The organism is Kingella kingae, assembly GCF_900475905.1.
Classification (GTDB): domain Bacteria; phylum Pseudomonadota; class Gammaproteobacteria; order Burkholderiales; family Neisseriaceae; genus Kingella; species Kingella kingae.
In genome coordinates, this window is the sequence record NZ_LS483426.1 from 1,173,692 (window position 1) to 1,195,272 (window position 21,581).

21 protein-coding genes are annotated in these 21,581 nt (G+C 47.2%); 15 read left to right on the forward strand and 6 right to left on the reverse strand.

The window, feature by feature from the left end; translation table 11 throughout:
- The first annotated feature begins 81 nt into the window (after window positions 1-81).
- From DQN52_RS06325 to DQN52_RS06335, 3 genes are all read left to right on the forward strand, one after another.
- Entirely contained in the window at window positions 82-843 is a 762-nt protein-coding gene (locus DQN52_RS06325; RefSeq protein WP_003785944.1) for a lysophospholipid acyltransferase family protein, read from the forward strand.
- Window positions 844-1,060: 217 nt separating this feature from the next.
- Window positions 1,061-1,834, forward strand: coding sequence for an exodeoxyribonuclease III (locus DQN52_RS06330; protein WP_003785945.1), 774 nt, complete (start codon window positions 1,061-1,063; stop codon window positions 1,832-1,834).
- Between the two features lie 17 nt (window positions 1,835-1,851).
- Window positions 1,852-2,355: an alpha/beta hydrolase gene (locus tag DQN52_RS06335; RefSeq protein ID WP_003785946.1), complete on the forward strand. Its 504-nt coding sequence runs from the start codon at window positions 1,852-1,854 to the stop codon at window positions 2,353-2,355.
- A 13-nt stretch (window positions 2,356-2,368) separates the two neighbouring features.
- On the opposite strand, the gene DQN52_RS06340 is transcribed toward DQN52_RS06335, so the two are convergent.
- Window positions 2,369-3,091 (reverse strand): 16S rRNA (uracil(1498)-N(3))-methyltransferase, encoded by a 723-nt coding sequence (locus DQN52_RS06340; protein ID WP_003785947.1) that lies wholly within the window; start codon window positions 3,089-3,091, stop codon window positions 2,369-2,371.
- A gap of 56 nt (window positions 3,092-3,147) precedes the next feature.
- Here DQN52_RS06340 and DQN52_RS06345 point away from each other — a divergent pair, with 56 nt between their 5' ends.
- From DQN52_RS06345 to DQN52_RS06365, 5 genes are all read left to right on the forward strand, one after another.
- Window positions 3,148-3,942, forward strand: coding sequence for an inositol monophosphatase family protein (locus DQN52_RS06345; RefSeq protein WP_003785948.1), 795 nt, complete (start codon window positions 3,148-3,150; stop codon window positions 3,940-3,942).
- 65 nt (window positions 3,943-4,007) lie between these two features.
- Window positions 4,008-4,433: a 6-carboxytetrahydropterin synthase QueD gene (gene queD / locus DQN52_RS06350; RefSeq protein ID WP_003785949.1), complete on the forward strand. Its 426-nt coding sequence runs from the start codon at window positions 4,008-4,010 to the stop codon at window positions 4,431-4,433.
- Window positions 4,430-5,050: a 7-carboxy-7-deazaguanine synthase QueE gene (locus DQN52_RS06355; RefSeq protein ID WP_003785950.1), complete on the forward strand. Its 621-nt coding sequence runs from the start codon at window positions 4,430-4,432 to the stop codon at window positions 5,048-5,050. The genes queD and DQN52_RS06355 overlap by 4 nt, the downstream gene beginning before the upstream one ends.
- A gap of 241 nt (window positions 5,051-5,291) precedes the next feature.
- A complete protein-coding gene (gene tsaD, locus DQN52_RS06360; protein ID WP_003785953.1) occupies window positions 5,292-6,365 on the forward strand; it encodes a tRNA (adenosine(37)-N6)-threonylcarbamoyltransferase complex transferase subunit TsaD in 1,074 nt (357 codons plus the stop codon).
- Window positions 6,366-6,648: 283 nt separating this feature from the next.
- On the forward strand, window positions 6,649-7,956 hold the full coding sequence (locus DQN52_RS06365) for a dicarboxylate/amino acid:cation symporter (RefSeq protein WP_003785955.1): 1,308 nt from the start codon (window positions 6,649-6,651) through the stop codon (window positions 7,954-7,956).
- 79 nt (window positions 7,957-8,035) lie between these two features.
- On the opposite strand, the gene DQN52_RS06370 is transcribed toward DQN52_RS06365, so the two are convergent.
- The gene (locus DQN52_RS06370; RefSeq protein ID WP_032827627.1) at window positions 8,036-9,229 is read right to left on the reverse strand and encodes a D-alanyl-D-alanine carboxypeptidase family protein; all 1,194 of its coding nucleotides are present in this window, start codon (window positions 9,227-9,229) and stop codon (window positions 8,036-8,038) included.
- Window positions 9,230-9,408: 179 nt separating this feature from the next.
- Here DQN52_RS06370 and ilvA point away from each other — a divergent pair, with 179 nt between their 5' ends.
- The 7 genes from ilvA (at window position 9,409) to DQN52_RS06405 (ending at window position 16,144) form a co-directional block, all read left to right on the forward strand.
- On the forward strand, window positions 9,409-10,944 hold the full coding sequence (gene ilvA / locus DQN52_RS06375; protein WP_003785957.1) for a threonine ammonia-lyase, biosynthetic: 1,536 nt from the start codon (window positions 9,409-9,411) through the stop codon (window positions 10,942-10,944).
- Between the two features lie 97 nt (window positions 10,945-11,041).
- Window positions 11,042-11,476: a nucleoside-diphosphate kinase gene (gene ndk / locus DQN52_RS06380; protein WP_003785958.1), complete on the forward strand. Its 435-nt coding sequence runs from the start codon at window positions 11,042-11,044 to the stop codon at window positions 11,474-11,476.
- A 157-nt stretch (window positions 11,477-11,633) separates the two neighbouring features.
- Window positions 11,634-12,728, forward strand: a complete 1,095-nt coding sequence (gene rlmN / locus DQN52_RS06385; RefSeq protein ID WP_003785959.1) for a 23S rRNA (adenine(2503)-C(2))-methyltransferase RlmN — start codon at window positions 11,634-11,636, stop codon at window positions 12,726-12,728.
- The gene (pilW, locus tag DQN52_RS06390; protein ID WP_003785960.1) at window positions 12,725-13,525 is read left to right on the forward strand and encodes a type IV pilus biogenesis/stability protein PilW; all 801 of its coding nucleotides are present in this window, start codon (window positions 12,725-12,727) and stop codon (window positions 13,523-13,525) included. The genes rlmN and pilW overlap by 4 nt, the downstream gene beginning before the upstream one ends.
- Window positions 13,525-14,391, forward strand: coding sequence for a helix-turn-helix domain-containing protein (locus DQN52_RS06395; RefSeq protein ID WP_003785961.1), 867 nt, complete (start codon window positions 13,525-13,527; stop codon window positions 14,389-14,391). The genes pilW and DQN52_RS06395 overlap by 1 nt, the downstream gene beginning before the upstream one ends.
- A gap of 71 nt (window positions 14,392-14,462) precedes the next feature.
- Window positions 14,463-15,728: a flavodoxin-dependent (E)-4-hydroxy-3-methylbut-2-enyl-diphosphate synthase gene (gene ispG / locus DQN52_RS06400; RefSeq protein ID WP_032827628.1), complete on the forward strand. Its 1,266-nt coding sequence runs from the start codon at window positions 14,463-14,465 to the stop codon at window positions 15,726-15,728.
- A gap of 134 nt (window positions 15,729-15,862) precedes the next feature.
- On the forward strand, window positions 15,863-16,144 hold the full coding sequence (locus DQN52_RS06405; protein ID WP_003785963.1) for a hypothetical protein: 282 nt from the start codon (window positions 15,863-15,865) through the stop codon (window positions 16,142-16,144).
- Window positions 16,145-16,208: 64 nt separating this feature from the next.
- On the opposite strand, the gene DQN52_RS06410 is transcribed toward DQN52_RS06405, so the two are convergent.
- The 4 genes from DQN52_RS06410 to purL form a co-directional block, all read right to left on the reverse strand.
- Window positions 16,209-17,126, reverse strand: a complete 918-nt coding sequence (locus DQN52_RS06410) for a pseudouridine synthase (RefSeq protein ID WP_003785964.1) — start codon at window positions 17,124-17,126, stop codon at window positions 16,209-16,211.
- A gap of 87 nt (window positions 17,127-17,213) precedes the next feature.
- Window positions 17,214-17,393 carry a hypothetical protein gene (locus tag DQN52_RS06415; RefSeq protein ID WP_032827629.1) on the reverse strand — a complete coding sequence of 60 codons (180 nt, stop codon included), beginning with the start codon at window positions 17,391-17,393 and terminating at the stop codon, window positions 17,214-17,216.
- The gene (locus DQN52_RS06420; RefSeq protein WP_003785967.1) at window positions 17,387-17,623 is read right to left on the reverse strand and encodes a hypothetical protein; all 237 of its coding nucleotides are present in this window, start codon (window positions 17,621-17,623) and stop codon (window positions 17,387-17,389) included. Before DQN52_RS06420 ends, DQN52_RS06415 begins: the two co-directional genes overlap by 7 nt.
- A 29-nt stretch (window positions 17,624-17,652) precedes the next feature.
- Window positions 17,653-21,540, reverse strand: a complete 3,888-nt coding sequence (gene purL, locus DQN52_RS06425; RefSeq protein ID WP_003785968.1) for a phosphoribosylformylglycinamidine synthase — start codon at window positions 21,538-21,540, stop codon at window positions 17,653-17,655.
- Window positions 21,541-21,581: the final 41 nt, after the last annotated feature.

Consider the following 21,581-nt stretch of genomic DNA (forward strand, 5'->3'; position numbering starts at 1 on the left):
TGCATGATTTTGCACCTATGCTTGCCAGAATAGGGCAATCACTGCATTATTCGCCCTTTATTTTTTGTGATACAACAAACCATGAATCCAACGATTTCTTTTTTTGGGCGATTTCGCCGACTGTTTAAATTGCTGATTTGGCTGTTTGGCGCAATCCGCCAGATTAACCGCTTATCGCAACACGATGCTGCACAGCGCAATCAAATCATTCGCCAATTAAGTGCAGGCTGCTTGGCAATTTTAAATGTGCGTTTGCAGCACGAAAAGCAGCCTGCATCTTGGAATGGCACATTGGTGGTGGCAAATCATGTATCGTGGCTGGATATTTTGGTGATTAACGCGCTGCAACCTGCCAGTTTTATCGCCATGAAAGAAATCGAAAGCTGGTTTGTGGTGGGCAAATTGGTCAAAAATGCAGGCACGGTGTTCATCGACCGCAGTAATCGCAAAGACATCGACCCCATCAATACCTCCATTGCCACCGCCTTGAAACAAGGCGAAAACGTGTGCTTTTTCCCCGAAGCCAAAACCAGTTTGGGCGATGGCGTTTTGCCCTTGAAAGCGGCGTTGTTTCAAGCGGCAATTATGGCAAACGCGCCTGTTCAAGCCATTGTTTTGCGTTATTATGTGAACCAACAGCGCAGTCAAATGGTGTCGTTTGCCAATGTGGGCTTATTGCAATCGGTGTGGCGCATTGTGTCGCAAGCGCAAATTGATGTGCGCGTGGATTTTGCCGAACCGTTGCAGGCTGCTTCGTTTGCCGACCGTTTTGCGATTAAAGACGAAGTGGAGCAATATTTGCGTCAAGTGGTGGAACAAGATAGCCCGAATCCGAATTCATAAATTATTGAAAAAGCAGCCTGCACTTTAATTGGAATGTGCAGGCTGCTTGCAAAATTATTCCCACGGTGCGGCAATTTCGGCGTGTGCGCTGCTGATGACGAATAATAGCGCGAGAAAAAAATAGCGTTTTGGCATGAAGTTTTTCCTTTTAGGCAGCCTGAAAGTGTTTACAATGCCACCATTTTAACAAATTCATACAAAAAGGTTACACAACAAAATGCGAATTATCTCGGCAAATGTAAACGGCATTCGTTCTGCCTACAAAAAAGGCTTTTTGGAATACATCGCGCAATCGGGCGCGGATATTGTCTGCGTGCAAGAATTGAAAGCGCAAGAAGCGGATTTATCAGTAGAAATGCAACAACCGCACGGTATGCACGGCGTGTGGCATTGCGCCCAAAAACGCGGTTATAGCGGCGTGGCGATTTACAGCAAACGTGCGCCCGATCGTGTGCAATATGGTTTGGGCATTGAATTGTTTGACAATGAAGGGCGATTTGTTCGGGCGGATTTTGGGCGGTTGAGTGTGATTTCGTTGTATTTGCCAAGCGGTACGAGCGCGGAAGAGCGTCAGGCGTATAAATATCAATTTTTAGATGCGTTTTATCCGATTTTGGCGGATTTATTGGCGGAAGGGCGCGATGTGGTGGTGTGTGGCGATTGGAATATCGCGCACCAAAATATCGACATCAAAAACTGGAAAGGCAATCTGAAAAATTCAGGTTTCCTGCCCGAAGAACGCGAGTGGATTGGTAATGTGATTGCAAAGCTCGGCTGGACGGATATGTGGCGCAAATTGTATCCCGATGTGGCAGGTTATACTTGGTGGAGCAATCGCGGACAAGCCTATGCAAAAGACGTAGGTTGGCGGATTGACTATCAAATGGTGTCGCCCGAATTGGCAGCGAAAGCGCAATCGGCACACGTTTATAAAGATGAAAAATTCTCTGACCACGCGCCTTTGGTGGTGGATTACGATTATGCGTTTTAAAGTGCAGGCTGCCTTTTATGTGGAACGATGATGACCTAACCTTGCTGTTGCTGCACGATAACAACGCGCCCGAAGCGTGGGTTGATGCTTGGACGCGTGGTTATCCTTTGGTGCAAAGGGTGGGCGTGTCGGCAATGCAATCGGTAAACGAACGATTGACGGCGGTGCAGGCTGCTTTTGCGACGATTGCCAGTCAAAACGTGGTGGCGGTGGCGCATGGCATGGGCGCAAATGCGTTGTTGTCTTGGCATTATGTGGAAAGTTGGACGATGCATAAGCGTTTGCGCGCTGCCATTTTGCTCGCGCCACAAAAAGCAGCCTGCACATCAAACGAGTTGCGTGTGCGCTTTCAATGTCCCACGGCTGTTTGTGCAGGCTGCTTGGACGATAGCGATTGGCTTTCGCAACAAGCACCGCTGTGGCAAGCGCGGTTTTTTGCTTTGTCTGATGCTGTTAATCAGCAACGCCAACGCGATTGGCAATGGGGAATGCAGTTGATGCAGGAAATGGTGTTGCGATAGTGCAATGTTGGCATCACACAAAATCTCCCCACAAAGTCTGCATTGCCGCAATCGCCGCCAACGAAGCGGTTTCTGTCCGCAACACGCGCTTGCCCAGCACAATCGCCTGAAAACCTGCATCTAGCGCGGCTTGCTCTTCGGCAGCCGTCCAGCCGCCTTCTGGGCCTATCATCAAATAAACCGTTTGCGGTGCGGGCTGCATGGCTTGCAAACTTTTGGCTTGTTGCAAGCTCATCAGCAAATGCAGTTGCTCGCGTGGCATTTGCTTGATGTAATCATCAAAACGCACAATCGGGCGCACTTCTGGCACGATGTCGCGCCCACATTGCTCGCACGCCGAAATCGCAATGTCTTGCCAACGCTGTACGCGCTTATCGGCACGCTCGCCTTGTAGCTTAACCACGCAACGCTCGCTCCAAATCGGCGTAATGCTCGCCACGCCCAATTCCACGCTTTTTTGAATGGTGAAATCCATGCGCTCGCCGCTGGAAATCGCTTGCAGCAAATGAATCGACAACGCGCTTTCGCTGTTGATTTGTTCGGTTGGCGCAAGGGTGCAGGCTGCTTTGCGTTTGCCTAACTCCGTGAGCGTGGCATGAACGCGCTTGCCCCGTCCATCAAACAAAATCAAATCATCGCCCACATTCAAACGCAGCACTTGAATATGGCGAACAATGCAATCGGGCAGATTTAACTCGCCTGCATCGGGCAGGTTGGGCAGATAAAAGCGTGGCATTTGTGGTACTATCCCTGTCTTTGGCAAAACGCCATTCTAACAAAAGTTTTCTATTTATGAACGCAATTCAACGTTTACAAGATTTGGTGCGCGACATTGCTGCCAACCAAATCATGCCTTATTACCTAAAAGTGGAAAGTGCGCGCAAAGCCGATGGCAGCATGCTGTCGCAAGCCGATTTAGCCGCGCAAAAAGCCTTTGAGTGCAGGCTGCCTAGTATTATCAACGCGCCTGTGCTAGGCGAAGAAATGACCAGCGCAGAACAACACGCGCTGTGGCACAACGCCGAACAAGGCTTGTGGGTGCTCGACCCGATTGACGGCACGAACAATTTTGTAAACGGCATACCTCATTTTGCGGTGTCAGTGGCATATGTGCAAAACGGACGCGCCCAACTTGGTGTGGTGTATAACCCTGTTTTGCAAGAATGTTTTGCAGCGGTTCGTGGACAAGGCGCGTGGCTAAATGGTCAAACTTTGCCCTTGCGCCGCATTCACAAAACCTTGCGCGAAGCGGTGGCAGGCGTGGAAATCAGACGCTTGCGTAATGGCAAATTGGCAAATAGCTTGAACTTGTTTGCACCATTTGGCACGCTCCGCAGCATGGGCAGCAGCACTTTGGATTGGTGTTACTTGGCGGCTGGGCGATACGATGTCTATGTTCATGGCGGACAAAATTTGTGGGACTACGCAGCAGGCGCGTTGATTTTTGAAGAATCGGGCGGTTTGCTCGCCACTTTGGAAGGCGATGATTTTTGGAGCGGCAAACACGCTTTTCAACGCTCGGTTATTGCCGCAGGGCAGCCTGCACTGTTTGAGCCGTGGTTGGCATGGATAAGAAAAAATCAGTAATCCTAAATAGACTTCCGATTGACCATTTTTAGACTACCAAAACGGTGGCAATAATAAGGAATTTGATGTTTAAAACGGCAAAAGAATTTACATTTGATATGGCGCATATGTTGGACGGACATGATGGAAAATGCCAAAATTTACATGGACATACTTATATTTTACAAGTTGAAATTTCAGGCAACCTGCACGAATCGGGCGCAAAAAAAGGCATGGTGATGGATTTCGCCGATTTAAAAGCGGTAGTCAAAACGCATATTTTAGACAAAATGGACCACGCTTTTATTTACGACACAACCAGCGAGCGTGAGTGTCAAGTGGCAAATTTGTTAAATCAATTAAATTCAAAAACTTATGGTATTAACACGCGCACCACAGCCGAAGAAATGACGCGCCATATTTTTAATGTGTTAACGGCGGAAGCAAATTTACCTGTTAGTTTAATTCGGTTGTGGGAAACGCCGTCTTCTTATTGTGAGTACGCGGCATGACGAATGAACCAACTTTCCGCATTGTGGAGATTTTTGAAACGCTACAAGGCGAGGGCTACAATACGGGTATGCCGAGTGTGTTTATTCGTTTTGGTAAATGCAATTTGGCTTGCCATTGGTGCGATACGAATTACAATGAATTTGGTATGATGACGCTATCGCAAATTATGGTAAAAGTGCATGAATTTTTAGCGAAAAATATCATTATCACGGGCGGCGAACCGACTATTCAGCCGCATTTGGTGGCATTGCTGGATTGCTTGAAATCGGAAGGCTATTTTTTGGCAATGGAAACCAATGGGCTAAAAGACGTACCTAAACAAATTGATTTTGTGGCAACCAGCCCGAAGCGTTTGTATACGGAGGCGTATGAAAAACGCTGCCTGAAACGTGCCGATGAGGTGCGAATTGTGGTGGATAATGTTGATGTGTTTGATTTTTGTGAATTGATTGAGCAAAAAATTGAATCGCCACGCTATTATCTGTCGCCATGCGAGCAGCAGGGGGAGATGAATATTTTACAAACCATTACGCTATTGGGGAAATTGAATGCGCGTGTGGGTAAACCGCATTGGCAATTAAGCATTCAAACGCATAAATTGTGTGGCATTGAATAATGTTCAGGCTGCCTGAAAGCGCATGATGCAACTTTGAATTATAGCAACCTTGTTCCCTCTCCTTTGGAAGAGGGCTAGGGAGAGGGGAAAATTTCCGAGTAAAACAAATCTTTGTTAAGGCTGAAAGTTTTTTCCCTCTCCCCAACCCTCTCCCACAGGAGAGGGAGTAGATTTGCTTAAATATAAAAATTTCTGTCGTGTACTATAAGGCTGCCTGAAAAAATATTGACAAAGAAACAATATGATAGTTTTAGGAATAGAATCATCGTGCGATGAAACAGGCATCGCCATTTACGACACAGAACGCGGCTTAATCGCCAATCAACTGCACACCCAAATGGCAATGCACGCAGAATACGGCGGCGTTGTGCCAGAACTCGCCAGCCGCGACCACATTCGCCGCCTTGTGCCGCTCACACAAGCCGCACTCAAAGAAGCCAATCTGCAATACAACGACATGGATGCGATTGCCTACACGCAAGGGCCAGGCTTGGGCGGCGCGTTGTTGGCAGGTTCGGCTTATGCCAATGCGCTGGCGTTTTCGTTGAACAAACCTGTGTTACCCGTACATCATTTGGAAGGACATTTGCTGTCGCCTTTGTTGGCAGACAACGTGCCAGAATTTCCGTTTGTCGCGTTGCTGGTGTCGGGCGGACACACGCAATTTATGGCAGTGCACGATTTTGGCGATTACGAATTGCTGGGCGAAACGGTGGATGATGCCGCAGGCGAAGCGTTTGATAAAACAGGAAAATTGATTGGTTTGCCGTATCCTGCTGGCGCGATTTTGTCGGAATACGCCAAATTGGGTTCGCCCGATGCTTACCCCTTTCCGCGCCCGATGTTGCACAGCCATGATTTGCAAATGAGCTTTTCTGGCTTAAAAACATCGGTGCTGACGGCGGTAGAAAAAACACGCGCCCAGCTCAATTTATCGCCTAGCGACCCATTGCCCGAATCCACACGCAACGATATTTGTCGTGGATTTCAAGACGCGGTGGTGGACGTATTGGTGGCAAAAGCCAAAGCCGCTTTGTTGCAGACAGGTTTTCGTACTTTGGTGGTGGCAGGCGGCGTGGGCGCAAACTGGAAATTACGCGCAGAATTGGCAGATTTGTCGGTCAAAACATCGCCCAAATCGCCGCCCGAAAACGTGAAAACCTATTTTCCGCCCTTGCCTTTGTGTACCGACAATGGCGCGATGATTGCGTTTGCTGGCGCAATGCGTTTGTTGCATGGCGTTCAAGCGGCAGAACATTCGTTTGCGTTTGATGTGAAACCGCGTTGGTCATTGCGTGAGATTGTGCGTGGATAAGGTTTAAATGGAGTGCCTGCCTACGGCATACACCTTTTATACTCAAATCAATAGATTTGGACAAAAGGTGCAGGCTGCTCTTGATGCAAATTCAAAGCAGCCTGCATTTTTTGTCATTTTATTTTCAAAATTAAATCAAATCATTACAAAAATCCAATCAAATTTACACAAATCAACATTTGCCTGAATGTGAATTAGTCTTTACATTAAGGGCTGCTATCCCAAATAGCTTCTTTTTTTGGGTGCGTCATTCAGAATAAAAATTGCTCACGGAGAACATAAAATGTTGAACATCGACCCTTCCGAATTAAATCCCCATACCCCAATCAAAAAGCAAAAGTTTTACCAAATTTTGTATGTGCAAGTAGTTTTTGCCATTGTGTTGGGTATTTTGCTCGGGCATTTCTTTCCGCAAACTGGTGAGGCAATGAAACCGCTGGGCGATGCGTTTATTAAAATCGTGAAGATGATTATTGCCCCTGTGATTTTTCTGACGGTGGTAACAGGCATCGCAGGCATGACCAATATGAAAAAAGTAGGGCGCGTGGCAGGTAAAGCGTTTGTTTATTTTATTATTTTTTCGACTTTGGCTTTGATTGTGGGCATGGTGATTGCCAATGTGATTCAACCTGGCGCTGGGCTGAATATTGACCCGCACACGCTCGATAGTTCCAAAGTAGAGGGCTATGTTGCCAAATCCAAAGACGCAACAGTGGTCAATTTTTTGATGAACATTATCCCCACCACCATTGTTAGCCCATTAACCGAAGGCAATATTTTGCAAGTGTTGTTTGTGGCGATTTTGTTTGGTGTGGCGTTGGCAAGCGTGGGCGACAAGGCGCGTCCCATTACCAATTTGCTGCAAGAATTGTCTGCACCTGTGTTCAAAATGGTGGCAATGCTGATGAATCTTGCGCCAATTGGTGCGTTTGGTGCAATGGCATTTACGATTGGTAAATACGGCATCAAATCGATTAGCAATTTGTTGATGCTGGTTGGTGCGTTTTACATCACGTCTATTTTGTTTGTGGTGGTGATTTTGGGCGCGGTGGCAAAATACAACGGCTTTTCCATTATCAAACTCATCAAATACATCAAAGACGAATTGTGGCTGGTGCTGGGAACATCGTCTTCCGAAGCGGCATTGCCCACGTTGATGCACAAAATGGAACAAGCAGGCTGCGAAAAATCGGTGGTGGGTTTGGTGATTCCAACTGGCTATTCGTTCAATTTGGACGGCACAAACATCTATATGACGATGGCAGCCTTGTTTATCGCACAAGCGGTGGGGATTGATTTGTCGTGGGGCGAACAGTTTTCGCTGTTGCTGGTGGCGATGTTGAGCTCCAAAGGCGCGGCTGGCGTAACAGGTGCAGGCTTCATTACATTGGCAGCGACTTTGTCGGTTGTGCCAAGCGTGCCTGTGGCGGGTATGGCGTTGATTTTGGGTATTGACCGTTTTATGTCGGAATGCCGTGCGCTGACCAATTTAGTCGGCAATGCGTGTGCAACGATTGTGGTGGCGCGTTGGGAAAATGCGTTGGATAAAGAACAATTAGATAAGGCATTAAATCGACAAGAAAAACCTTGATTGAATGGGGCGAATAAAAGTGCAGGCTGCTTTTTTATATAACAAAAGCAGCCTGCACTTTTTTATATTTTATGCAACCTTAATCCGCAAACAAATTTTGAAACCACAGCACAAAACTATCAACCAAACGTCCAAACCAGCCCGATTCGCCCACGTCTTGCAACGCCACAACAGGCTGTTCTGCCAACACTTGCTCGCCGTGCATCAGGCGGAATGTTCCCAAAACCTGCCCTTTTTTGATGGGGGCTAACACAGGCTGATTCGTATCGATAAACGATTTGATGTTCGTCTGCTGATTGCGTGGCACGGTCACATACGCATCTTGCCCAAAACCAATGGCAACGCTGTTTTGCGCGCCCTTAAAAATCTTGACGGTGCTGACTTCTTTGCCTGCTTGAAACATGGGTTGCGTGTCAAAATTCAGCAGCGCGTAGTTGAGCAATTTGCTGCTTTCGGTGGCGCGAGATTCGGCACTGGCTGCCCCTGCCACAATGCTCAACACGCGGCGACCATCGCGCTTGCTCGATGCGATTAAATTGTAGCCGCCGCTGTTGGTATAGCCTGCTGCCAAGCCGTCAATGTTGTCATCGCGAAACAACAATAAATTGCGGTTTTGCTGCGTGATGGTGTTATAAGTAAACGATTTGGTTGAATAAATTTTGTAATATTGCGGAAAATCGCGAATGAGCGCGTTGGACAAAATCGCCAAATCTTTAACGGTGGTTAAATGCGTTTGGCTCGACAAACCCGTCGCGTTGTCAAAATGGGTGTTGGTCATGCCCAAACGTTTGGCTTCGGCATTCATCAACGCCACAAATTCGGCTTCGCTGCCAGCTAGCAATTCTGCCAAGCTCACGGCGGCATCGTTGGCAAGCTGCACCACCAAGCCATGCACCAAATCTTGCACGCTCACAGGCTTGCCCAGTTCCAAAAACATACGCGAACCTGCTTGTCGCCAAGCGTGTTCCGATGTTTTGGTGGTTTGGTCGGGCGTGATTTTTTTGTTTTCCAAGGCTTGAAACACCAAATAAGCGGTCATGACTTTGGTTAGCGATGCAGGTTCGATTTTTTGGTCGGCATTGGCTTGTGCCAAAATTTGACCGCTTTGCAAATCTTGCACCAAATAGGCAACGGCTTTGATTTCGGGCAGCTGAATAGACGACAAAGGCACAGGTGCAGAAGCAGCCTGCACATTGGGTTCGCTGGCGGTATTTGCCCAAACAGGCGTGTGCAATAAAGTGGTGCAAATCAAAATAGAGAGTATTTTTTTCATTGTGTTTACTCCGTTTACAGTAAAAAAAGCAGCCTGCACTTTGTTGCGATAAAGTGCAGGCTGCCTGCGATATTTTTTGGGGGGATTATACCCATAAAACGCCAAAGAAAGCGCGTTTGTATTGCATTTACCGCTTGTCCGCGTTATGGTTACAACTTTTCTGTTACGCGAACACAATCATGAAAGCCAATCCCTATCCCGAATACCACGATTATCTAACTCGTATCTTAACCGCATCAGTATACGATGTCGCCAAAGAAACCCCATTGGATTTTGCCGCCAACTTATCACGCCGCTTGAACAATAAAATCTATCTTAAACGCGAAGACTTGCAGCCCGTGTTTTCATTCAAATTACGCGGTGCATACAACAAGATGGCGCAACTTTCCGAAGCCGAATTGCAAAAAGGCGTGATTACCGCCAGCGCAGGCAACCATGCACAAGGCGTGGCGTTGTCGGCACAAAAACTCGATTGCCAAGCCACGATTGTAATGCCCGAAACCACGCCCAAAATCAAAGTAGATGCTGTTAAAGCGCGTGGCGGCAATGTCGTGTTGGCAGGCGTGTCATATAACGATGCCTACGACCACGCGATGAAAATGGTTGCCCAAAGCGGTTTGACCTATATTCCACCGTTTGACGACCCCGATGTGATTGCAGGGCAGGGGACAATCGGTATGGAAATCGTGCGTCAATATGCCAAACCCATTCACGCCATATTTGTGCCGATTGGCGGCGGCGGATTAGCGGCTGGCGTGGCAGCGTTCATCAAACAAGTACGCCCCGACATCAAAGTGATTGGCGTGCAAACCAACGATAGCTGTGCGATGAAAGTGTCGGTCATGGCAGGCAAACGTGTGGAACTCAAAGACGTGGGTTTGTTCTCGGACGGCACGGCGGTCAAATTGGTGGGCGAAGAAACGTTCCGTATGTGCCACGATTTGTTGGACGAAATTATCACAGTGGACACCGATGCCGTGTGCGGTGCGCTCAAAGACATTTTTGACGACACGCGCAGCATTTGCGAACCAGCAGGCGCGTTGGCATTGGCAGGGCTCAAAGCCTATATTGCGCGAAACGATGTTGCCGATGAAACCTTTATCGCGATTACATCTGGCGCAAACATGAACTTCCACCGCTTGCGCCATGTGTCGGAGCGCAGCGAATTGAGTGAGGGCAACGAAGCGATTTTTGCCGTGTCGATTCCCGAACGCGCAGGCAGCTTCCGCGAATTTGTGAATGTAGTCGGTTCGCGCAACATCACCGAGTTCAACTATCGCTATGGCGACGACCAAATCGCGCACGTTTTTGTGGGCATACAAAGCGCAGGCGCAAATGACCGCGCCAAAATTCGCGCCGATTTTGAAGCCGCACAGTTGCCGCACATCGATTTAAGCCACGACGAAATGGCCAAAGTGCATTTGCGTTACATGGTGGGCGGACGCACCAACAACGTGCAAAACGAACGCCTGTTGAGCTTTGAGTTCCCCGAACGCCCCAAAGCCTTGGCGAACTTCCTAAATGCGATGCAAACCGATTGGAATATCACGTTATTCCATTACCGCAATCACGGCACGGACTACGGACGCATTTTGGTTGGCATCGATGTTCCACCGTCCGATAACGCCGCTTTTGACGCATTTTTGGATACCCTAGGCTATGCGTTTGAAGAACAAACCGAAAACGCAGCCTATAAATTGTTTTTGGCGGCATAAAAAAGTGCAGGCTGCTTTGAATTAGCGTAAAAACTTGATAGAATGCTGGGAATTTTTTGTTGATTTAACCCACCTTCTTGATATAAGGAAACCCATCATGGCGATTGAGCGCACCATTTCTATTGTTAAACCCGATGCAGTGGGCAAAAGTATTATTGGCAAAATCTACGACCGTTTTGAAAGCCAAGGCTTAAAAATTATCGCTGCCAAAATGAAACATTTGACTCGTGCCGAAGCCGAAGGTTTTTACGCGGTTCACAAAGAGCGTCCATTTTTCAATGATTTGGTTGCATTTATGACCAGTGGGCCTGTGATGATTCAGGTATTGGAGGGTGAAAACGCCGTTGCCAAAAACCGCGAAATCATGGGCGCGACCAATCCCGATAATGCCGATGCAGGCACAATCCGCAAAGATTTTGCCGATAGCATGCAACAAAACGCGGTGCACGGTTCAGACAGTGCAGAAACCGCTGCAATTGAAATCGCTTACTTTTTTGCAGCAACCGAAATTTGCCCACGCACACGCGGTTAATTTTGTAACAGAAAAGAATGTGCAGGCTGCTTTGCCCTTTTGTCCAAATCTTTGATTTGGTTATATAAAGGGTATGCCGTAGGCATGATTGCCTATATTAAGAAGCAGCCTGCACCTTTAAATTTAATTTATTGATAACAATCAAAACCACAACCACATGAAAACCAATCTGCTCAATTACGACCTACCAGCACTCACAGAACATTTTGCGCAAATGGGCGAAAAACCCTTTCGCGCCAAACAAGTCATGCGCTGGATTCATCAGGGCGGAGCAGAAAATTTTGAACAAATGACCGATTTGGCAAAATCCCTACGCGCCAAATTGGAACAACAAGCCGAAGTTGGCATTCCAGCCTTGATGACTTCGCAAGAATCCAAAGATGGCACGCGCAAATGGCTGCTTGACGTCGGCACAGGCAACGGCGTGGAAACCGTGTTTATTCCCGAAACCGAGCGTGGTACGTTGTGTATTTCATCGCAAGTGGGTTGCGCGTTGGAATGCACATTTTGTTCAACTGGGCGACAAGGCTTTAACCGTAATTTGTCTGCTGCCGAAATCATCGGACAATTATGGTGGGCAAACAAAGCATTAGGCGTTACCCCAAAAAATGAGCGCGTGATTTCCAATGTTGTGATGATGGGCATGGGCGAACCGTTGGCAAACTACGATAACGTGATTACCGCACTATCTATTATGTTGGACGACCATGGTTACGGCTTGTCGCGCCGCCGTGTTACCGTGTCTACATCGGGCATGGTGCCGCAAATGGATAGACTAAAAGAAGATATGCCAGTCGCATTAGCCGTATCGCTACACGCATCAAACGACAAAGTGCGCGATGAAATCGTACCGTTGAATAAAAAATATCCGCTCAAAGAACTCATGGCAGCCTGCAACCGCTATTTGGTGAAAGCACCGCGTGATTTCATCACGTTTGAATATGTGATGTTGGACGGTGTGAATGATAAACCCGAACACGCGCGTGAATTGGTGGAATTGGTCAAAGACACGCCATGTAAATTTAATTTGATTCCGTTTAATCCGTTCCCTAATTCGGGTTACGAGCGTTCTAGCAACAAAAACATCAATATTTTCAAAGAAATTTTGATGGAAGCGGATTTGGTTACCACTGTTCGCAAAACGCGCGGCGATGACATTGATGCAGCCTGCGGTCAATTAGCAGGTCAGGTAAAAGACAAAACCAAACGCCAAGAAAAATGGCAACAAATTTATTTGGAGACAAAAGCATGAAGTTGATAAAAGCAGCGTTATCAAAATTTTCGATTGCGTGTGGCATTGCATTTTTGCTAACAGGTTGCGTTACACAAGGCACAGTATTGACCCAATTTCGTGACATGACACGCAGCGAAAAAAATGCCGAAGCGGTTCGCATCAAAACGCAACTGGCAGTCGAATACATGAACGCCAGAGACTATCGTGCCGCAACGGTAGCGATTGAAGATGCGCTAAAAGTGGATAGTGGCTATGACATGGCGTGGTTGATTCGTGCTCAAATCTATCAATTTTTGAAAGTGTATGACAAGGCGGAAGAAAGTTTTGCGCGTGCCTTGTCTATTAGCCCAACTGGCGCAGAAATCAACAATAACTATGGTTGGTATTTGTGTTCGATTAAAAATAATGCCAATGCAGCGTTGCCGTATTTTGACAAGGCTTTGGCAGACCCAACTTATCCAACGCCCGAAATGGCGTATTTGAACAAGGCAATTTGTAGCGCAAAATTGAAGCAATATGGTTTGGCAAATGCTTATTACGAACGCGCTTTGAATTTGAACCCAGAATTTGTGCCTGTGTTTATGGAACGTGCGCGTACTAAATTGGAAGAAGGGCAATATAGCGAAGCCGACCGCTTATTCCGCATTTATCAAAGTCGCGTGAATCAGTTGAATGCAAAAGCTTTGTTGTTGGGCTGGCAAATTGCGCGTGCCAATGGCGAATCGCAGGCTGCTTATGAATACGAAGCACAATTGCGTGCCAATTATCCTTATTCTGAAGAATTACAATCTATTAGCACTGGAAGTACCGAATAATGACTAAACAAGAAACCCAAAATTCAATGACGACTCCGCAAGAACTGGGCGCAAAACTGCGTCAGCATCGTGAAAAAAAAGGGCTTTCGGTTGGCGAAGTGTCAGAACGATTAAAATTGCCAGCTCGTCAAATTGATGCTTTGGAAAATGGCGAATATGTTAATTTACCCGAACCTGTTTTTGTGCGTGGTTTTTTGCGTAGCTATGGACGTTTTTTAGATGTTGAAGAAGAAACGCTTAATGCGGCTTTATCGCACATTTCGCCACAAGACAAAGTGCAACATGCAGGGCAAAGTAAGTTTAATTTGGGCAACGATGCAACACCCAAAAAATCGTTCCCATTTTGGATTGTTGGGCTGTTGCTGGCGGCTGGTTTGGGCTATGGCGTGTATATGTGGCAAGCTAAATCGCAGCAAGAACACGAAAAACAAGAAGCAGAAACTTCCGTCTTGTCGGCAAGTAGTGTTGCAACGGCTTCTGTACCTAGTTTGAATACCAGCAATGTGATTGTGAAACCGATGACCGCTAGCGATATGCAAATTGTAACCGCTTCTTCGGTAGCACAATCGGCTTCTGCGCCTGTTGCTGCGATTGCTGGCGAATTGGTCATCAACGCGCGTTATCGCACGATGCTTACCGTGACCAACGTGCAAGGCGAAGTATTGATTAACCAAATCGTGCCAGCGCGCAGCGAATATCGTTTTAGCAATGGTGCACCATTTGAAGTACGCTTGGGTTATGCCAGCGGCACAACGGTTACATTCAATGGCGAATCGTTTAACGTAGAAGCCGCCAAGAGAGGTAAATCGGCAACCTTTACCGTTGGCGATAAACCGCTTAACTCTGGTGCTTCTGTACCACAATAATCACAAAATTGCAGGCTGCTTTGATACAAAAACCAAGCAGCCTGCACATTTATCTTTTAAGACACAATATCATGCCACATATTACACGCCGCAAAACGCACCAAGTTCAAATTGACCACATTACCGTGGGTTCAGATTTCCCCGTAGTCGTGCAATCCATGACCAACACAGACACCGCCGATGCGATTGGCACAGCGCAACAAGTCAAAGAACTGTCGGACGCTGGCTCGGAAATGGTGCGAGTCACCGTCAATTCGCCCGAAGCTGCATCAAAAGTTGCCGAAATCCGTAGTCGCTTGGACGACATGGGTTGCGCCGTGCCATTAGTTGGCGATTTCCATTTCAATGGCGAACGCTTGTTGGCGGAGTTTCCCGATTGTGCCAAAGCCTTATCCAAATACCGCATCAATCCTGGTAATGTCGGTAAAGGCGCGAAAGGCGATGAAAAATTTGCCTACATGATTCGCACGGCTGCCGAGCATGACAAAGCAGTTCGAATTGGCGTGAACTGGGGTTCGCTAGACCAAAGTTTGGCGAAAAAAATGATGGACGAAAATTTAGCGTCCGCCAACCCAAAATCGCCCGAAGAAGTGATGAAGGAAGCGTTAATCGTTTCCGCGTTGCAATCGGCGCAAAAAGCGGTGGAATTGGGGCTGCCTGAAAACAAAATTATTTTGTCGTGCAAGGTTTCCAATGTGCAGGATTTGATTCAGGTTTATCGTGATTTGGGTTCGCGTTGTGCCTATCCCTTGCATTTGGGTTTGACCGAAGCAGGCATGGGCAGCAAAGGGATTGTGGCTTCAACCGCCGCGCTGTCGGTATTGTTTCAAGAAGGCATTGGCGACACGATTCGTATTTCATTAACTCCTGAACCAGGTTCTTCGCGCACGCAAGAAGTGGTGGTGGGCCAAGAAATTTTGCAAACAATGGGTTTGCGTTCATTCACGCCAATGGTTACGGCTTGCCCAGGTTGTGGTCGCACCACGAGTACGGTTTTCCAAGAATTAGCGCGTGATATTCAGCAATATTTGCGTGAACAAATGACGGTTTGGCGTTGGCAATACCCTGGTGTGGAAAGCCTGAATGTGGCGGTAATGGGTTGCGTGGTAAACGGGCCAGGCGAGAGTAAATTGGCAGACATTGGTATTTCATTGCCTGGTACGGGTGAAACGCCAGTTGCGCCTGTGTATGTAGATGGCGAGCGCAAAGTAACGCTTAAAGGCGATAATATGGCACAGGAATTTCTTGCCATTGTGCAAGAATATGTAAAAGAGAATTACGGCGAGGGCGGAAAAAAACGCGCTACTAATCGTGTGATTCCGATTCAAACTGTTTAATCGCATGCAGGCTGCTTTTTGATTGGAGATAACGATGCCTATTTTGGAAAAAATGGATTTACGCAAAGCCTTATTTCAGCTTTATTTAAAAAATAACCCCAAATTGGAGCATCAAATTTTTATTTATAGCTATCATGGTGTATCCATTTCATTTTGTGGGCGGTGCATTGCCAGCTAATGTGAAAAAAAGTATTGTGATTCAAAATATTCCCACTGGCGAAATGATGCAGGCGTTTATCGTTCCCGAAAAAAACGAAAATGGCAAAACAACGTTTCAAATTGACAATATGGTGCTGTATGGCAACAAAACGGGCGCGTTGATTGAAATCCATTTGGAAGGTGATAAAATTGGCAAAACTGAAAAATACCGCCAATTTCAACAACTGGTGCATGGTATTTTGTATCAATTTTTGTGATGATTAAATTAAGTGCAGGCTGCTTTTTCACGGATTTTTCGTGCAAAAAGCAGCCTGCACTTTTTTATAGATTCTGTTCGCTTTCAAAACAACGTTCTTCGCCCGAAATCGGGTCTATAAACACAATCTTTTTCGCCAACAATTTGAGCGGTTTGGCGTAATCTTCCGTTCCAGCTTCTTGCGCCACAGGATACAAAGCATCGTTAAGTAACGGCATACCCAAGTGCATCATGTGGACGCGCAGTTGATGCTTCTTGCCTGTGATGGGGCGCAATTCATACAAACTGTGTTTGCCACGCTGTTCCAGCAGTCGGATTTCGGTTTGCGAATTGGGTTCGCCGTCTATTTGTTTGGTCAGGAAAAACGAATCGCCGCGCACCAAACGCGATTGCACAGTCAGCGGATAAGCCAAATCTAAACGAGTCGGCGCAAGCGCATGATAGGTTTTTTGTATGACTTTTTGCTGAAACAACTGCTGATATGCCGCCCGAGTTTGTGGATTGTGCGACAACAACATCACGCCAGCCGTGTCCTTGTCCAAACGATGAATCGGCGTGATGTCTGCCACATTCAAATGTTGCAAATTTGGGTGCAAACGCAAGCGCGTTAAAAGCGTTTCGCGCAGAAATCGTCCACTTGGAATCACAGGCAAAAAATGCGGTTTATCCACCACAATTAAATGCTCGTCCAACAGCAAAATTTTTTCGTCAAACGGAATACGCGGTTCGTCATCGCGGCTGATTTCGCGGTAATAATAAATGATGTTGCCCGCCACAAACGGCTCGTTTTCGTTGATTGGCTCGCCTTGCTGATTGACCACCATGCCGCTGTTGAGCCGCGCTTGCCACGCTGGTTTGCTCACAAATGGAAAATGAGCGCACAAAAAATCAATGAGCGGCTGGTTGTAAAACTGTTTATCGTGCGGCAAGACCAAATAGCTGGGTTTGATGCCGTCTAGCAAGGGTAGGGGATTGTTTTTCATAAAAAAGCAGCCTGCACTTTAAATAGCGCAATCAAAGCAGCCTGCACTTTTGATAAACAAAAAGTGCAGGCTGCTTTTTAACGTATTTTATTGGTTATATTGATTAAACGGCGTTTTGCCTGATTGAAATTTATAAGTGCCTTCAATACTAGAACGCGCACCTGCACCGCAATTACCTACTTCAAGATTCAATTTCACGTCAATCGTTTTGCCTTTGGGAATAAATTGCACATCGCAACCTTCTTGCGCATTTCGGTACGCTAACACACCATTTTCAACTTCATATTGCGGTGGTCAAAAGATGAGCTGTTAAATGTACCGTTGTAGGCTGCGACCGCTTCTACCAAAATGCGATAATTATCGCCTATTCCTTTTTTAATCAATAGGATACCGTTATTGTTGCCCTCTTGATATTCATAAGTCCCATCTACAATCGGCGCAGCCAATGCACCAGCAGTCAAACCCATTAGTGCGATAAATGTTAATGCTTTTTTCATATTGCTTATCCTTTAAAAAATAAAATCAATCAACCCAACACCTTACGCGCCCCAGCAAACAAACGATACCACCCACCCAATTCGCTGTCCTGCCACTCACTCGGCGACCACGACATTTGCGCGGTGCGGAACACACGTTCAGGATGCGGCATCATAATCGTAACGCGCCCGTCTGTTGTCGTGATGCCCGCGATGCCGTTTGGCGAACCGTTTGGATTGAGCGGATAGGCTTGCGTAACCGCGCCCGTGCCGTCCACATATTGCAGCGCAATCGCCAAATCAGCAGGCACATCGCCGCCTAAATGCGCGAAATCCGCCCGACCTTCGCCATGCGACACAACCACAGGCAACGCCGACCCAACCATTTCATTCAAAATCAAAGACGGCGATTTTGCCACTTTAACCATGCTCAAACGCGCTTCAAATTGCTCCGATTCATTGCGCTTGAATTTCGCCCAACCATTTGAATTTGGGATAATTTCTGCTAAATTACTGACCATTTGACAGCCGTTGCACACGCCCAAAGTCAGCGTGTTTGGATTGGCGAAAAACGCCGCAAATTGGTCGCGCAATTTGTCGTGGAACAAAATGGATTTCGCCCAGCCTTCGCCTGCGCCCAACACATCGCCATAGCTGAAACCACCACACGCCGCCAACATTTGCATATCCGCCAAATTCACGCGCCTAGCCATTAAATCGCTCATGTGAACGTCAATCGCTTGGAAACCTACGCGGTTGAACGCCACCGCCATTTCAATTTGTCCGTTTACGCCTTGTTCGCGCAAAATGGCGATTTTCGGTTTCAGGCTGCCTGAAATGTATGGCGCGGCAATATCTTCTTTTAAATCAAACGTTAAATTTGCGAATAATTTCGCTTTTTCATCACCAATCAAGGCAAATTCGCTGTCGGCACATTCTGGGTTATCGCGCAATTTTTGGATTTGGTAAGACGTTTCTTGCCAAATTTTTTGTAGTTCCAGCAGATTAAACGTGTGTTCGCCAATCACAATGCGGTCGCTGCCAATTTCAGGCTGCCCAATTTGATACAGCAATTCAGGGAATTCGCGTTGTTCAAACAAAGCTTGAACGTAAGATAAATCTTCGCTACGAATTTGTAACACTGCGCCCAACTCTTCATTAAATAAAATATCTTGGTCGGTGTGATTTTCCACCAAACGTTCCATGGCAAAATCGTTTTCCAAATCAATCCGCAACCCAGCACGCCCTGCAAACGCCATCTCTGCCAAAGTAACAAATAAACCACCATCACTACGGTCGTGATACGCCAACAATTTGTCTTCGGCAACCAGTTGTTGCATGATTTCGTAGAACGCGATTAATGTGTCTGCATCAATATCAGGCGATTCGCCGCCCAATTCATTGTACACCTGCGCCAAAGCCGAACCGCCCATGCGCGATTTACCAAAGCCCAAATCAATCAACAATAACACGCTGTTTTCAATCGGTTTTAAATCAGGCGTAACCGTTTTACGCACGTCTTTCACAGGTGCAAACGCGGAAATAATCAGACTCAATGGCGACACAACCGATTTTTGCTCGCCATTGTCGTTCCACACCGTTTTCATAGATAAACTGTCTTTGCCAACAGGAATGCTCACGCCCAACGCTTGACACGTTTCCGACACCGCTTGTACCGTGCGGTACAATTTCTCGTCTTCGCCTTTCACGCCGCAAGCCGCCATCCAGTTCGCCGACAATTTAATATTGCCGATTTCGCCGATGTTTACCGCCGCAATATTCGTAATCGCTTCGCCAATGCACATACGCCCCGATGCTGGCGCGTCCGCCAACGCTACGGCAGGTTTTTCGCCCATAGACATCGCTTCGCCTTGATGCGTGTTGAAGCCCATCATTGTTACCGCGCAATCCGCCACAGGCACTTGATAACGCCCCACCATTTGGTCACGGTGCGTCATGCCGCCCACGCTGCGGTCGCCAATCGTGATCAAGAAATTTTTGGCGGCAACGGCTGGCAAACGCAACACGCGGTAAACGCTTTCGCGAAAATCGTATTTTGCCGCGTTAAATTCAGGTGCAGGCTGCCTGAACGTTTCATCGGTGCGTGTGGTTTTAGGCGGTTTGCCGAGCAACACATTCAATGGCAAATCAACAGGATTGTTGCTAAATAAATCATCACGCACTTGCAAATGTCCGTCATCGGTTGCCGTGCCAACCACCGCAAACGGACAACGCTCGCGCTCGCAAATTTCGCGGAATAAAGCCAAATTTTCAGGCAGGATTGCCAACACATAACGCTCTTGCGATTCATTGCACCAAATTTGCAACGGATTTAAGCCGTGTTCTTCCAACGGCACATCACGCAGCGCGAATTTTGCACCGCGCCCAGCGTCATTAACCAATTCAGGGAACGCATTAGACAAGCCACCTGCGCCCACATCGTGAATAGAAATAATCGGATTTTTGTCCGCGCCCAACTGCCAGCAACGGTCAATCACTTCTTGCGCTCGGCGTTCAATCTCGGGGTTGCCGCGTTGCACGGAATTGAAATCCAAATCCGCGTTGTTGCTGCCTGTGTCCATAGACGAAGCCGCGCCACCGCCCAAACCGATTAACATACCTTTGCCGCCCAGTTGAATCAACAACGCGCCTTCGGGAATTTCGTGTTTATGTGTTTGTTCAGAATGAATATTCCCCAAACCGCCAGCAATCATAATTGGCTTATGGAAACCGCGCACCGTGTCGCCGTGTTTCATCTCAAACGTGCGGAAATAGCCGAGCAAATTTGGGCGACCAAATTCATTATTAAACGCCGCACCGCCCAAAGGCGCGTCAATCATAATATCCAACGGCGAAGCGATGTGTTCAGGTTTACCGTAAATTTGTTCCCAAGGCTGACTGAAATCGGGAATATTCAAATTAGACACCGTGAAACCAGTCAAGCCAGCTTTCGGACGTGAGCCGCGCCCAGTCGCGCCTTCATCGCGGATTTCGCCGCCAGCCCCAGTCGCCGCCCCTGCAAATGGCGCAATGGCGGTGGGGTGATTGTGCGTTTCCACTTTCATGATGATGTGCGTTTTTTCTTTATGGAAATCATATTGTTGCGCGTTTTCCGCGTTGGGGTAAAAGCGTTCAATTTCCGCACCTTCAATCACAGACGAATTGTCTTTGTAGGCGACAATCGTGCCGTTTGGCGATTTCTCGTGCGTGTCGCGAATCATGCGGAACAGTGATTTTTCTTGTTTTTCGCCATTCAAAATAAAATCGGCATTGAAAATTTTGTGGCGACAATGCTCGGAATTGGCTTGCGCGAACATCATCAATTCCACATCAGACGGATTGCGATTAATCTGTTGATAGTTTTCAACTAAATAATCAATTTCATCGGGCGACAAGGCTAAACCCATTGTTTTATTTGCCGATTCCAACGCCGACTTGCCACCGCCCAAAATATCAACAGTTTCAAATGTTTGGTCTTGGTGTGCAATGAATAATTTTTCGGCTGCCTGAAAATCGGGCAACACGGATTCGGTCATGCGGTCGTGCAATAAACTTGCCCATTTTTGGCGTTGTTCATCGTTTAGGCTGCCTGAAATATAGACCGCCATGCCGCGTTCAATGCGTTCCACGTCCGTAATACCGCAGTTTTGCGCGATGTCGGTTGCTTTGCTCGCCCAAGGCGAAATCGTGCCAATGCGCGGCGTAATCAAAAAAAGGCTTTGCGTGGCTGTGGGCGCGTTTACGCATTCAGCAGCCAGCAAAGCCTGTAATTTTTCAATCGTCGCCGCATTCAATGGCGCAGACGACGCAACAAAATACCAAAATTCACTTGAAATCTGCGTTTCAGGCAGCCCCAATTTTGCCGCCTTTTGACGCAATTTTGCAACACGGAACGGAGAAAGCGCGGACGCACCACGCAAAGCAGTAACAACAGACATGATTTTTTAAACTCACGATGTGGTTAGTGGAAGGAGCGCGA